Consider the following 14,483-nt stretch of genomic DNA (forward strand, 5'->3'; position numbering starts at 1 on the left):
CGATTTTTCGATCGAGGGGCTTTTCCTATCGATTCCGGGCACGGCGGCCCGCATTGTTCACGTCAGTGTGCGGATTCGGCCGGCCGGGCTTCCTGACCTGCGCCTGCGCCGGCATACGATGCGTCGTCGTGCCGGCGTCCCGCGCGGGCGAAGGTCGCGTACCACGCATCCGCTTCCACGAGCTGCGCATGCGTGCCGGTCGCCCGTACGCGGCCCCCCTCGAGCACGACGATCGTATCGGCGGCCGCCGCGAGCGCCGGCTGGTGCGTGACGACGATGCGCGTGCGCTGCCCGCGCAACGCGACGAGGCTGTCGCGCACGCGCCGCGCGCCGAATTCGTCGAGGCTCGCGGTCGGCTCGTCGAACATCAGCACCGGTGCCCGCGCCAGCAACGCACGTGCGAGGCAGGCTCGCTGGCGCTGCCCGCCGGACAGCAGCTGGCCGCCGGGCCCGACGTCGGTGTCGAGCCCGTCCGGCAGCCGCTCGGCGTCGCGCAGCAGGCCGACCGCGTCCAGCACGGCGCGCAGTTCGGCGTCGGTCGCGTCCGGACGCCCCATCCGCACGTTCCATGCAAGGCTGCCGCGAAACAGCGCGTTGTCCTGGAACACGAGGTTGCGCGTCGCCGCGAGCGTCGCTTCGCTCAGGTGCCGCACGTCGGCGCGGCCGAGCAGCACGCGCCCGGTGCCCGGATCGTCGAGCCGCGCGAGCAGGCCGAGCAGCGTGCTCTTGCCGGCGCCCGTCGGGCCGACGATCGCGACGAAACCGCCGGCCGGGCAATGGAGGTCGATGCCGTCGAGCAGCGTTGCGCCGCTGGCGGACCGGTAGCCGACACGCATCGCGTCGACGCTCGCATCGTGTACCGGCGTGCCGCGCTCGGGGCTGTCGAAACGCGGCGCGTGCAGCACCGTGAGCACCGTGTCGAGCGCGCGCCAGCTGCCGCGCAGCGCCTGGTCGAGCTGCGTGAGGTGCGCAAGCGGCTCGATGAAGCGCACGAGCAGCACGAGCACCGCGACGGCCGTCGCCGCATCGAGCCGGCCGGCCGCGACGGCCCACGTGCCGCCCAGCAGCATCGCGACGAACACGCCCTGCACCGCGCCCGCGAAACCCAGCTCGATCGGCAGCGAGCGCCGCATCAGCGCACGCGTGCGGCGATGCTGCTCGTCGAACGCGCGCTGCAACGCCGCGCGCGCGTCGCCCTCGCGGCCCGCGAAGCGCAGCAGCCCCTGATGCGCGGCGAAGGTCTGGAGCTGCACGGCCATGTCGCGCTCGCCGGCCGCGCGCGCCTGCTCGAACGCGAGCGTGCGCGTGCCGCCGCGTTCGAGCAGCGCGAACAGCAGCACGGCCGCGGCCGCGAGGCACGACGCGATGCGCCAGTCGATCCACGCGAGCCCCGCGACGACCGCGAGCGGCGTGACGACCGCGGCGATCAGCGGCCCCAGCAGGTGCGCGGGCATCCCCATTGCCTGCATGACCGGGCCGCGCAGCAGCCCGGCCGGTTGACTGTCGCGCACGGCCTGCCAGGACGCGATGCGCGGCAGGTGCCGCACGAGGCGATCGACGAGCCCGGCCGCGAGCGCGCCGCCCGCGCGATAGCCGCCGCGTTGCGCGACGTACATCACGAGCGCGTGGCACAGCGTCAGCGCGCCGAGCGCGATCGTCCAGTGCAGCGCGGCCGCATGCGCGCCGGCAAACCACGCGCGGATCAGCGGCACGAGCAGCAGCCCGCAGGCGCCGTCGAGCAGCGCGGCGGCCACCGCCCAGCCGACACCGCGCCGCAGCGCGCGGCGGGTTTCGGGCGGCAGACACTGCAAACGTTTGAGCGACTTCATCATCGTGTGGCCTCCTCGCCCGCGGCATCGCGTTCGCGCCATAGCCGCGCATACAGGCCGCGCGCGGCCAGCAGCGCGGCATGCGTGCCGCGCTCGACGATGCGGCCGCGATCCATCACGAGGATCTGGTCCGCGTGCCGGATCGCGTCGAGATCGTGGCTGACGATCACGCGCGTGCGCCGGTCGCCGCGCAGCGCATTGCGCAACGCGCGCGCGGTTTGCGGATCGAGCGCCGAGCCCGGTTCGTCGAGCAGCAGCAACGGCGCGGGCGACAGCAGCGCGCGCGCGATCGACAGGCGTTGCAGTTCGCCGCCGGACAAACGCACGTCGCGCCCGCACACGCAGTCGTAGCCGCCCGGCAACGCGTCGATGCGTTCGTCGAGACAGGCCGCGCGCGCGGCGGCGCGAATCGCGTCGCGATCGGCATCGGGACGGTAGAGCGCGATGTTCGCGGCAATCGACACGTCGAGCGCGGTGGCTTGCTGGAACACCATCGCGACCTGCGCACGCCGCGTATCCGGCGCGAGCAGCCGCAGATCGGCACCGCCGAGCCGCACCGTGCCGCGATCCGGATCCATGAAGCGCGCGAGCAGCATCAGCAGCGTGCTCTTGCCCGCGCCCGACGGCCCGACGATCGCGGTGACCGCGCCGGCCGCGATCGTCGCGTCGATGTCGTGCAGGATCGGCGTGCCGTCGAGGTCGACACTCACGCCGCGCAGTTCGACCGACGCATCGCGCGGCACCTGCGCCGCGCCGTCGGCGGGCTCGGACAAGCCTGGCTGCGCGAGCAACGCAGCCAGGCGCGCGGCGGCCGCGCGCGCTTCGCGCAATGCATCGGCGCCATGGCCGAGCGCGCGCACCGGCGCCGCGACCGCCCAGATCAACAGCGCGAACGCGCACAGTTCGCCGACCGGCAACCGGCCGGCCGTCAGCCACGTCGCGCCGAACACGACCCAGGCGAGCAGAAACGGCGTGCCGAGCAGCACCTGCGTGCAGGCGCCGGGCCCGCCGACGCGGCCGACCCATGCCGAAAATGCCCGATCGAAACGCGCGGTCGACGCCAGCGCGGCCGCCTCGATGCCCGCGCCCGGATACTGCCGCACGAGCGCCGGGTTCTGCGCGAGTTGCGCATAGTCGCCCATCAGGGTTTCGAGCGCCGTGTTGCGTGCCGCGACGGCCGGCGCGAACCGCGCCGACCGCATCCAGCGGAACAGCGCGGCGCCGGCCAGAAGCGGCACCAGTGCAAACGCGAGCAGTGCGGGATTCAGGTAAAGCAGGCTCGCCAGCGCCGCGCACGGCACGACGACGAGCTGCGTGACGTCGGCCGGCGCATGCGCGACGAGCTGGTGCAGCGCGCGCACGTCCTGATCGACGTGACGCGCGACGCGATCGCTGCCCGCGCGGGCGAACCAGCCGAGCGGCAAACGCTGCAGATGATCGGCGAGCCGCTTGCGCAAGCGATCGCCCAGATCGGCGTCGACGCGATGCGTCAGGTGAAGCGCGACCGTCTGGCCGCCGAGCCAGCACACGCCGGCGACCACGGCCGCGACGAGCCAGCCGCGTGCCGTCGCGTCGAGCGCCTGCGACCCGCGCCATGCGTCGGCGATCCGGGCGAGCGCGAGCCATGGCACGAGCGACGCGACACCCGCGAGCGCCTGCAACACGACCGCCGCCGCGAGCGGCGCGGCAAACGGCCGCAACATCGAACGCAACGGCCCCTTCATGCGGCACGCTCCAGCAGCATGCCGAGCGTCGCCGCGCACGCATCGCCCGGCGGCTGCGCCGGGAAGCCGAGTTGCGCGGTCAACTGCCGCCAGACGCGCGTCACGTCGATGCTGCGCTGGTTATGCGCCGGCAGCCCTTCCCCGGACACGAGCCGGTCGACCGCGCGCACGGCCGCCTGCGGCCAGCAGCGCGAATGAATCTCGCCCCACGTGTCCTGCGCGTCGTCGCAGATCTGGAGGCTCGGCATGTCATCGCCCGCCGAGTCGCCGAAGATCGGGAACAGCCCGTCCTCGGCCATCGCCGGTTCGCGCAGCGCGGGCGCCCACCACAGCGGCCCGTGCGGCGAGGCGAGCGTCCAGGTGCCGGCGTCCGTCGTCAGCGTGATGCCGAACAACAGGCTCATGCGGCCGTCGTCGGCCGCCGCCATCTCGTTGCGCACGCGCAGCGATACCGGCGTTTCGGCCAGCACCATCGCGCATTCGCGCATCGACGACAGCGCCGGCCCGATCGGCTCGACCGACCAGGGCCCGACGCCCTGCAGCGCGGCCGCCAGCACGTCGAGCGCCGCGTAGCTCGCCTGCACCGAGCACACGACGTCCGCGTGCACGGGAGCACTCGTGTCGCGCAACCGCCGCGCGACCGAGATGAAGCGTGCGACGACGGGCAGGTTCGGATAGAAGCTGTTCAGCAGGCAGCGGCGGCCGTGGCGCGACGCGGCGCGCAGCACGGTATCCCATTCGTCGGGCAGCAGCGGATGCTCGATCACGACGTCGATCCCGCGTTCGAGCAGCCGGCACGCGAGCGCGGCCCCTTCCGCGCCGCGCGCCGCGCCGCCCACCGCGACGCAGGCGACACGCACGTCGTCCGGCAGCGCCTCCGGGCAATCGAACACCGGTGCGCCGACGCGGGCGGCCAGTGCGGCGGTACGCGCGCTGCCGCGGCCGAGCAAGCCCGCGACGCGATACGAACCGGACGCCGCGAGGCCCGCCGCGTAGAACTGGCCGAAGCGGGAGCCGGCCACGACGACCGGCAGCGGGTGAACCTTCATCGTGCCTCCTTCAGGCGGGTGTCGACGAACGCGGCGTTCAGGCAGTCGAAATGACCGCCGGGGATGTCGGCGGCCGTGATGCCGCCGAGCGCCTGGGCCGTCCAGTACTCGGTGAGCGCCGCGCGCTGCTGCGGAATCAGCGGGTTGCAGCGCTCGGGCACGAACAGCCGCAATGCGCCCGTATACGGCGCGTCGCCGGCCCAATGGCTCGCCTGCACGGAATGCATGAAGAGCCGGTACAGCCGTTCGCGCTCGTCGAGCAGCGGATGCGCGACGTCGTCCTGCATCGACAGGCCGGCCGCCGCGCGCAGCACGCGCCGGCGCAACTCGTCGAGCGGCTCGCAGCGATCGCCGAAGATCTCGAGCTGCGCCTGCAGGCTGCCGGGCGCGAGCCGCGCGGGGTCGGCCTTCAACGCGTCGGCGAGCGCATCGGCGAGCACGTACGTTTCCGGAAAGCCCAGCGCGTCGAGCGGCAGCCCGAGCGTCGCCGCGAAGTTGAACAGCACGAGCCGTTCGTCCTCGATCAGGTAGGGAATGCGGTAGCTCGACACGATGTCGAGCGTGCGCACCGCGACGCCGAGCTGCACCAGCGATTTCGCCATCTCGAGTGCGACGAGCCCGCCCGAGCAGTAGCCGAGCACGTCGACCTCGCGCACGCCGCTGCGCCACAGCGCATCCGCATAGCGCCGGCCGAGCGTCGCGTTCAGGTGACGCGCCGGCAGGTCGAGATAGTCCTGCGCGTCGCGCACCGCGAAGCCGAGCACCAGGCCGAGCCGCGCGAGTGCCGGCAGTGCCGGACGATAGGCATGCACGGTGCCGAGCCCTTCGTGCACGATCACGCGCGGCACGCCGTCGCCCGGCGCGAGCGGAATCGGCCGCACGTCGGCGCGCACGCGCGGCGCGGGTGCGTGGACGACGGACGACGGCTGCATCGCGCGCGGTGCGGCCGCGCCGGCCGGCGATACGGCGGCCGACGGTTGCGTCTGCGCTTCGCGCAGGCATCGGGCGAACGCCGCCGGCGTCGGCTGCGCGAGCACCCAGCGCAGCAGCCGGTCGAACGGATGGGCCTGCGCGAGCGGTTCCTCGCCACGCAGCCGCGACACGAGTTGCGCGATCAGCAGCGAATCGCCGCCGGCGGCGAAGAAATCCTGATCCGGCGTGACGTTGCGCGTATCGAGCACCGTCTCCCACCATCCGATCAATCGCGCCAGCAGCGGATCGGCGGCGGGTGTCTGCGCCGGCCGAACCGCCGCCGGTTCCGGCTCGCGAATGTCGGCAATGCCGGCCAGCGTCCGGCGGTCGATCTTGCCGTTCGCGGTCACGGGCAGTCGCTCGAGCACGCGCAGTTGCGACGGCACCATATAGCCCGGCACGCGCTCGGCAACGAACGACAGCAGCGCATCCGGCGCGATGCGGGCCGCGCCGCGCTTCACGTGCGCGAGCAGGATGTCGTAGCCCAGCGCGTCGAGCGGCGAGCCGGCCGTCACGCAGCCGAGTGCGCGATCGCCGTCGTCCCCCTGCAGCCATTCGAGCCACTGCGCGCGCGGTACGAACAGCCGGCACGACCCGGCCCGCGCATCGCGCGGCGTCTCCATCATCAACCCCTGGCTGATGCTGATCTCCGGATGCTCGGCCGTCAGTTCCTGGATCACCCACCACGCATCGGCCGCCGACAGCGCACGCAATCCGGCGATCAGTGCAACCGTGTCGCGCGCGTTGTTCAGCGCGCCGGAGCTGATCGTCATGTCGATCGAATGCGGCGCGATGCCCTGCGCGTCGAGCGCTGCATTCAAGTCGAAACGCACGAACCGCATCCACGGATACGCGGCGAAGCGCTCGCGCGCGGCCGCGAGAAAGTAGCTCGACACGTCGCTGAACAGGTAGTCGATCCGCGCGCCCGCTTCGACCAGCGGCGCGAGCGCATCCACGATCGCGCGCGTCGCGGCGGCCGTTCCCGCGCCGATCTCGAGGATTCGCCACGTACGCCGCGGCTCGCGCGCGACGATCTCGCGCACGGCTTGCGCCATCCCGCGATGCAGCGCATGCGCGTGTTCGCCGTTGCTGTACATCGCTTCGGCGATATGCGACGCACCTTCGGGGAACATCAGGCCGGCCGGCGAAACCGTGCCGTCCACCTGTACGTCCAGGCAGCCCGCGCTGTCGCGGAAGTAGTCGATGAGGACCGGCGGCCACAGCTCGGGCGATGCATGCAGCGCGAACGCATCCCAGCATGCGTGCGCGTCGGCATGGCTGGCGTCGGACCGTCTACGCCAGCCGCCTTCGGCATCCGCGTGCAGCACGCCGTGCGTCACGAGCATCGCGAGCCAGTGGCGCAGCAGATGCTGCCGCGCCGGCGGCACGCGCAGCCGCTCGCACAGCGTCGCGAAACCGGTTGCGTCGTCGGCCGTCAAGCCGCCTGCCGGTACGATCCACGCGGCCAGCGACGCCACGCATGCCGTTTCGAGTTGCTCGACCGACCGCGCCACGTCCGCTTGCGCGGGCCAGCGCACGGCGTCGAACGCAGCGCGGACCGGTGCCGCGATCTCGTGAAGGGCGGGGTCGTGCGCCGACGGGTCAGGCGTCGCACCCTGCAGCGACACGAAGCTCGCCAGCCGGCGCTCGGCGCCCTCGCCGAGCACGATCGTCGCGGCCGCGCCGACCAGCGGATGCGCGGTCAGCGCCGCATCGATCTCGGCCAGCTCGATCCGGTAACCGCGGATCTTCACCTGATCGTCCTGCCGGCCGAGGAATTCGAGCGAACCGTCGGCGCGCACGCGGCCGAGATCGCCGGTGCGATAGAGCCGGCGCCCGTCGCGATGACGGATGAAACGTTCGGCCGTTCGCGCGGGATCGTTCGCATAGCCCGTCGCAAGCCCGACGCCGCCGATATGGATCTCGCCGCGCACGCCGGGCGGGCACGGCCGGCCAAGCACGTCGAGCACTTCCATCGTCTGCCCGGTCAGCGCGCGGCCGTACGGAATGCTGGCGAGCTGCGTGTCCTCCGGGCGGATCGGATGCTCGATCGACCAGATCGACGCTTCGGTCGCGCCGCCGAGACTGAACAGCGCGCTGTCGGGCCAGCGTTTCCACCAGCGGGCCGGCAGCGTCACCGGAATCCAGTCGCCCGACCACAGCACGCGGCGCGGGCCCGGCACGTCGAGCGCCGGTTCGCCCTCGAGGTAATCGATCAGCATCTGCCCTTGTGCGGGCACCGAGTTCCACACCGTCACCGCATGACGTGCCATCAACGCCGCCCAGTGCGACGGATCGTGACCGCGCGCGGGGTCGGGCAGCACGACGCACGCACCGCGCGCGGTCGCGCCGAAGAAGTCGTAGACGGACAAGTCGAAGCTCAGTTCGGCCAGGCCGAGTACCACATCGCCCGCACCGACCGCATGGCGTGCGTTGATGTCGGCGAGCGTGTTGCACACTGCCGCGTGGCTCAGCATCACGCCCTTCGGTTCGCCGGTGGAGCCCGACGTGTAGATCACGTAGGCCAGCGCCGCGCCGTCGACGTCGCACGCGGCGCGCGGCGGCCATTGCGGATCGGCGGGCAACGCATCGGCATCGATGCGCACGCATCCTTCATGCTCGAACTCCAGCGCCCGTACGCTCACGACCGCGCGCACCCGCGCATTGCGCAGGATCGCCTGCCGGCGCAACGCCGGCTGGCGGCTGTCGACCGGCACGTATGCGGCGCCCGCCTGGACGATCGCGAGCACGGCCGCGAGCTGGTGCGCACACTTCGGCATCAGCACCGCCACCGTGTCGCCCACGCCGACGTCGGCCTGTTCGAGCGCGGTACGCAGCGCCGCCGCATGTTGCGCGACATCGCGGTACGTGCGGGCGCCCTGCGCGTCGATCACGACCGGCGCATCGGGCGTGCGCAGCGCCTGCGCGGCAAACCCGGCCGCGATATGCGTCTCCGCGTCCGGATGCACGTCGGCAACGGGCGCGGCGCACGGCAGCACGATGTCGCCCGCACGCGACCACCATCCGGCATCGTCGGCAAGCCGGCCCAGCAGCGTGACGTACGCGTCGAACATCGCGGTCGGCAAGCCTTCGGGAAACAGATCGTCCCGCACGTCCCAGCCGATCTCCAGCCCGCCGAACTGGTCGGTCACCTGGCAGTCGAGCCACACCTGCGGCGTCTGGCTGATCATGTAGCGCGGCGGTTCCGCCCGGCCCGCCTGCTCGCCGAGCAAGCGGCCGACGCTGCCGATGCCGCTCGTGAACACGACCGGCATCAGCGCCGCCTCCTTGCCGCGCCGCCGCGCGAGTTCGCGCATCACGTCGACGCCGGTGAATGCGCGATGGTCGAGATCGTCGAACATCCGTGCACCGATAGTACGCGCGCGCGCGATGAAATCGCCCCCTTGCGTCACGTCGACGGCGAGCAGGCTCAACACGGTGAAATCGCCGAGCACCGCGTCGATGCGCGGATGCACCGGCGGACGGTTCAGCACCGTCAGGTTCAGGCAGAACGCCGGCGACTGGCTCCAGCGGCCGACGACTTCCGCGAACGCGGCCAGCGCGACGCTCGCCGCACTCAGCCCGAAACGGCTTGCATGGCCGCTCAGTGCAGCCCATTGCGCGCGGTCGAGCCGCGCATGGCGATGCGTGAAACGCGGACGGGCGTCGGTGCGCATCGCGGGCACGACCGGCAGATCGGGGCGCGCCGGCAGATCGTCGATGCGCGCGAGCCACCAGGCCTTGTCGCGCGCATGATCGGCGCCCGTGCCGGCCTGCGCCTCGTGAGCCACATAGTCGCGAAACGTCGCGTCGAGCGGCGCCGGCTGCCATTGCGGATCGTCGTAACGGCGCCGCCATTCGGCAAGCAGCAGTTGCAGGCTCGCGTAGTCGATCAGCGTGAAATCGACGGACAGGTGCAGCAGCGCGCCATCCGGCCCGAGGCTCACTTCGGGCTGCAGCACGGGCCAGCGGTCGAGCGCATGGACCGCGTGGTCGAGCCGCTCGCGTACCCGCTGCACGTGCGCGTCGAATGCGTGCGCATCGCCGTCGCGCAGGTCGTGCACCGTGAGCCGCTGCCACGGCACGTCGGGCAGCACGCGCTGCCATGCGTTGTCCTCGACGATCGCGCGCAGCATCGGATGCCGCGCCACGCACGCATTCCACGCGGCCTCGAAGCGCACGCAGTCGAGATCCTGCCGCTCGTCGTATTCGACGTACAGATGGCATGCGCTGCCGCCGAACTCGAACGACTCGTGCCGGCCGAGCACGTACGCGGCCTGTACCGGCGTCAGCGCAAACCGTTCATGCTGGCGCGCCGGATCGCTGCGCCACGCGCTGCCCTGCAGGAAGCGGACGAACGCGTCGCGTTCGGCCTTGATGCGCGCGGCCAGGTCCGCGTCGAGCGCGCCGGCCGGTGCGCGATAGCGCAGCTGACCGCCGTCGTCGCACCACAATTCGATCTGCCGTTCGCGGCAGAGATCGAGTACGTCGTCGAAGCTCACAGCACGCCCTCCTCGATCGTCGCGACCGATGCGCTGCCGTCCGCCGTGACCGCCGGCGCCACATCGTCGAGCTGGGCGGCAAGAACGGCGAGCGTCGGATCGCGGTAGAACGCGGCCATCCCGATCCGCGCGCCGAGCCGTTCGCGCAATTGCGCGAGCAGGCGTGTCGCCAGCAGACTGTCGCCGCCGAGCGCGAAGAACGTGGCGTCGCGGGCGTTCGCCCGACAGCCGAGCGCCTGCTCCCAGCACGCGAGCAGCGTCGCATGCCGTTCGTTTGCCGGCACGAACGCGTCATGCGCGGCCGGCGCGTCGCCGAGCGCGCGCGCAAGCGCGTCGCCCACCGCGCGCCGGTCGATCTTGCCGTTCGCGTTGAGCGGCCAGCGCGGCAGGCACCACAGTGCGTCAGGGCGCATCGCGTCCGGCAGCCGGTCGCGCAGCCAGTCTGCCAGTACCGCTTGCGTCGCCGACTCGCCGACACGACGCACGTCGAGGCATGCAAACGCGGTCGAATACCAGCTTCGGGAGTCGGGCGTGAAGCCGCTCGCCTGCGCGGCGGCGGCGATCGCCTCGGTCGTGAACGGCCGCGGCAACGAGGCATCGCCCGTCACGCTCGCGACGAGTTCGCGCAACGGCGAGTCGCGCAGCACGTCGGCGAACAGCAAACGGCCATCCCGCGCCAGCAGCGCGGCCGCGATCCTGAACGTATCGCGCGGATCGTCGCGCAGGTGTGCCGCGGCGAAACTGATCACGCAGTCGAATGCGCCGAGATGACGCGCGGGCAGCAGGGCGTCCTGCAGCGCCTGAAGCGCGGGCCTCGTTCGCGTGAAGCGTGCCTGCGCGGTGTGCAGCAGACCCGGCGACACGTCGAACAGCGTCACGTCGAAACGCGGATCGTCGAGCACGTCGAGGCACGCGTCGAACCATTGCCCGGCGCGGGCATCGAGCACCGCGACCCGCATCGCGTCCGTGCATGCAGCAGCCTGTGCATCGAGCGCGCCAGCAAACTCGCGCAGCACACGAGCGCCGTCCGGCAAGCGCGTCGCGAATGCAAGCGGCGCGACGCGCGGATCGAGCGCCACGCGCTGCGCGACGGTATCGGGATCGGCTGCGAGCGCGCGCAGCGCCGCCGTCAGGTCGTCGAGGTCGGTTGCATGCCAGCCGAGCCGATCGAGCGCGGCGTCGATCGAGATCGACGCCGCGCCTGTCGCGTGCCAGCGCGCGCATGCAGCGACGGCGGCAGGCCCGCGCCGCCGTCGCTCAGCCGATCGGCGACGACGCGTGCAACGGCCGCTTCCGCCTGAACCGTATCGGCCGTGCCCGCATCCGCGAGCGGCGACGGCGCCGCATCGGCCACGCAATCGGACGGCACGAACGCCGCGACGATGCGCGCGACTTCGCCGTTCGCGACACTGGCACACGCGCCATCGATCCGCGGATGCGCGGCCAGTGCCGCTTCGATCTCGCCCAGTTCGATCCGGTGCCCGCGCACCTTCACCTGCCGGTCCTCGCGCCCCAGGAATTCGAGCGTCCCGTCCGGCCAGTAACGGCCGCGATCGCCGGTGCGATACCAGCGGCCCGACGCATGCTGCACGAAACGCTGCGCGGTCAGCCCGGGATCGTTGCGGTAGCCGCGCGCAAGACTGTCGCCGCCGATCAGCAGTTCGCCCGGCACGTAATCGGGGGCGTCGCGGCCGTCGGCGTCGACCACGCGCCAGGCCTGCCCCGGCAACGGCCGGCCGTATGGAATCGAGCGCCAGTGCGGCGGCACGTCGCGTACCGTCTGCACGTTCGACCAGATGCCGGCTTCGGTCGCGCCGCCGAGCGCGTGGAATGCGCATGCGTCGCCGCAGCGCTCGCGCAGGCGCGCCGGCAGGTCGAGCGCGATCCAGTCGCCGGACAGCAGCGCCGCACGCACGCTGCGGCACGCGTCTTTCGCGACCGGCACGGCCAGCGCCATTTCGAGCAGCGCGGGCGCCGAATTCCATAGCGTCACGCGATGCTGCGCAATCAGTTCGATCCAGCGCGCCGCGTCGCGCGCGTCGTCCTGCGTGGGCAGCACGAGTTCGGCACCCGCGCCCAGCACGCCGAACAGGTCGTACACCGACAGGTCGAAGTCGAGCGCCGACACCGCGAGCAACCGGTCGTCCGCACTCACGCCGAGCAGCGCGTCGATCGCATCGATCGTGTTGACCGCCGCCGCGTGCGTCATCTCGACACCCTTCGGCACGCCCGTCGAGCCGGACGTATAGATCACGTACGCCGTGGCCCGCGGCGCGACCGCGAGCGGTGCGGCCAGCGGCGCATGCCGCATCAGTGCGGCGATGCTCCAATTCGGCACCGGCGCATCCGTGCGCGCCGTGTCGCCGATCACGGCTTTCACGCCCGCCGCGCGCTCGATCAGCGCCTTGCGCGCGGCCGGCTGCGCGATGTCGAGCGGGACGTAGCACGCACCGGCGGCCAGTACGCCGAACACGGCAGAGACCTGCCCCGGCCCGCGCGGCAGGCTGATCTCGACGGCATCGCCGTGTCCGATCCCGGCCGCGCGCAACCCGCCCGCGATCGCGAGCGCCTGCGCGGCCAGTTCGCCGCGCGTCACGACCTGCCCGCCGCACCGCAACGCGACCGCCGCCGGTTCGCGCGCGGCCCCCGCGAAGAAATCGCGATGCAGCGTGCGCGGCCGGCCGGGCGCGGGCTGCGCGTTGAGCGCCTCGCGCACCCGACGCTGCGCGGACGGCAATTCGACCGCGATCGGCAGCCGCCAGTCGCGATCGCACAGCGCCTGCACGAGCGCGACGTACGCGCCGAACATCGCGTCGACCATCCCGTCCGGAAACAGGCCGTCGACGCTGTCCCACGCGAGCAGCGCGCCGTCCGGCACGCGATAGAGCTGATGATCGAGCCACACCTGCGGCGTCTGCGAAATCATGTCGTGCAGATCGCCGAACACGCGCGCGAACGCCTCGGGCACGAACGGCGCGTCGCCGAGATTGCACGAGAACACGACGGGCGCCGCGCGCGGCGTGCCCTGCCGGCGCGCATCGCGCAGCACGTCGAGCGCCGGATACGCGGCGTGCGCGATCGCGCCGTGCAGCCGCTGCTGGAAAACGCGCACCGCATCGGCCGCGCTCGCGTCGGCCTGCACGTCGCATTCGACGAGCAGCAGCGTCGTGAAATCGGCGATCACGCGGCCGAGATCGGGTGCGTCGCCATGCCGGTCGAACAGCGGCACGTTGAGCAGGAACGCATGGCGGCCGCTCCAGCGTGCGAGCACCGCGGCAAACGCCGCGCCGAACACCGACGACAGCGTCACGCCATGCTGCGCGGCCCGCGCCTGCAGGCGCGCAAGCTCGTCCGTGCTCAGCGTGTGGGCGATGCGGCTGAAGCGCGGCGCGCGGATCGCTTCCGGTGCGCGGGCCAGCGGCAGCGCCGGCCCTTCCGGCAGCGTCGCGAGCTTTGCGTGCCATGCATCGCGCGCCGCGGCCCGCGCGTCGCGCGTATCGGCCGCGCGACGCGCGAGCCAGGCCGGGAACCACGTCGACGGCGCGTCGGGCAACGCCGACGGTTCGGCATACGCGACACCGATCTCCTGCATCAGCAGCCGCACGCTGTCCACGTCGGCCGCGAGCAGGTCGACACTCAACCACACGCGATCCTCGCCGCCGGGCATCTGCACGAGCCCCATCATGAAGACCTGCGCGTGCTCGACATCGAGACATTCGTGCGACCGGAACGCGCGCAGCGACGCCCATTCGGTTTCCGCGTCGGCGGCCGTCTTGCCGCGCCAGTCCGCATGCGTGAGCACCGGCGCGTCCGACGCCGCGAGGATCTGCTGACGACCGCCGGCGAAGCGCGCGCGCAGCATCGGATGACGCTCGCGCACACGCCGGCACGCCGCGTCGAGACGAACGGGATCGAGCGCCTGGCTGCGGAATTCCAGAAACGCGTGGCAGCTCACGTTGCCGAGCACTTCGCCGTCGCCGCGGCCGAGCCAGTACGCCTGCTGCACCGCGGACAGGTCGAACGGCGCGTGCACGTCGACATCCTCGCCCGCGACGTCGGGAGCCGGCCGCGCGACACGCGGCGCATTCGCCAGCAACGCGGCCCACGCGCCGAGCGTCGGCGTGCGCGCGAGCGCATCGAACGTCAGCGCGTAACCGAGACGGTTCACGCGCGTCTGCAGATACATCAGCCGGATCGAATCGAGGCCGCAGCTCAGCAGGTCCTCGTCATCGTCGAACGATGCGATTTCATCGACGGATTCGTCGAGCAGCCCGGCGATCAACGCAACGAGCTGCGAGCGAAAGTCAGTGGAGGAACAACAGGAAGGATCGGAATGGTCGATACGGGAATCGACAACGGTCTGGCTCATGGGCACGCCTTGTATGGGTCGTTCGATGGCGGATCCGC

The 14,483-nt window shown here is 72.1% G+C and carries 4 protein-coding genes and 1 pseudogene; all 5 read right to left on the bottom strand.

Going from position 1 to position 14,483, the window contains the following annotated elements; genetic code table 11:
* Nucleotides 1-62: 62 nt before the first annotated feature.
* The 5 genes and pseudogenes from AC1VVG_RS16945 to AC1VVG_RS16965 all read right to left on the bottom strand — a co-directional run bounded on the left by AC1VVG_RS16945 (nt 63) and on the right by AC1VVG_RS16965 (nt 14,445).
* Complete coding sequence (locus AC1VVG_RS16945) at nt 63-1,832, bottom strand: ABC transporter ATP-binding protein (RefSeq protein WP_482835917.1); 1,770 nt, start codon at nt 1,830-1,832, stop codon at nt 63-65.
* Nucleotides 1,829-3,553 carry an ABC transporter ATP-binding protein gene (locus AC1VVG_RS16950; protein ID WP_482835918.1) on the bottom strand — a complete coding sequence of 575 codons (1,725 nt, stop codon included), beginning with the start codon at nt 3,551-3,553 and terminating at the stop codon, nt 1,829-1,831. The genes AC1VVG_RS16945 and AC1VVG_RS16950 overlap by 4 nt, the downstream gene beginning before the upstream one ends.
* Nucleotides 3,550-4,602, bottom strand: coding sequence for a Gfo/Idh/MocA family oxidoreductase (locus AC1VVG_RS16955; RefSeq protein WP_482835919.1), 1,053 nt, complete (start codon nt 4,600-4,602; stop codon nt 3,550-3,552). The genes AC1VVG_RS16950 and AC1VVG_RS16955 overlap by 4 nt, the downstream gene beginning before the upstream one ends.
* Entirely contained in the window at nt 4,599-10,076 is a 5,478-nt protein-coding gene (locus AC1VVG_RS16960; protein ID WP_482835920.1) for a non-ribosomal peptide synthetase, read from the bottom strand. The genes AC1VVG_RS16955 and AC1VVG_RS16960 overlap by 4 nt, the downstream gene beginning before the upstream one ends.
* Nucleotides 10,073-14,445 (bottom strand): annotated as a pseudogene (locus tag AC1VVG_RS16965) (amino acid adenylation domain-containing protein). The gene AC1VVG_RS16960 and the pseudogene AC1VVG_RS16965 overlap by 4 nt, the downstream one beginning before the upstream one ends.
* Between the last annotated feature and the right edge of the window lie 38 nt (nt 14,446-14,483).

The organism is Burkholderia sp. L-4 (assembly GCF_056856535.1).

Coding starts and splice junctions, on each gene's coding strand:
- AC1VVG_RS16945 (WP_482835917.1), bottom strand. CDS start 1,832: ATGATGAAGTCGCTCAAACGTTTGCAGTGTCTGCCGCCCGAAACCCGC.
- AC1VVG_RS16955 (WP_482835919.1), bottom strand. CDS start 4,602: ATGAAGGTTCACCCGCTGCCGGTCGTCGTGGCCGGCTCCCGCTTCGGC.
- AC1VVG_RS16950 (WP_482835918.1), bottom strand. CDS start 3,553: ATGAAGGGGCCGTTGCGTTCGATGTTGCGGCCGTTTGCCGCGCCGCTC.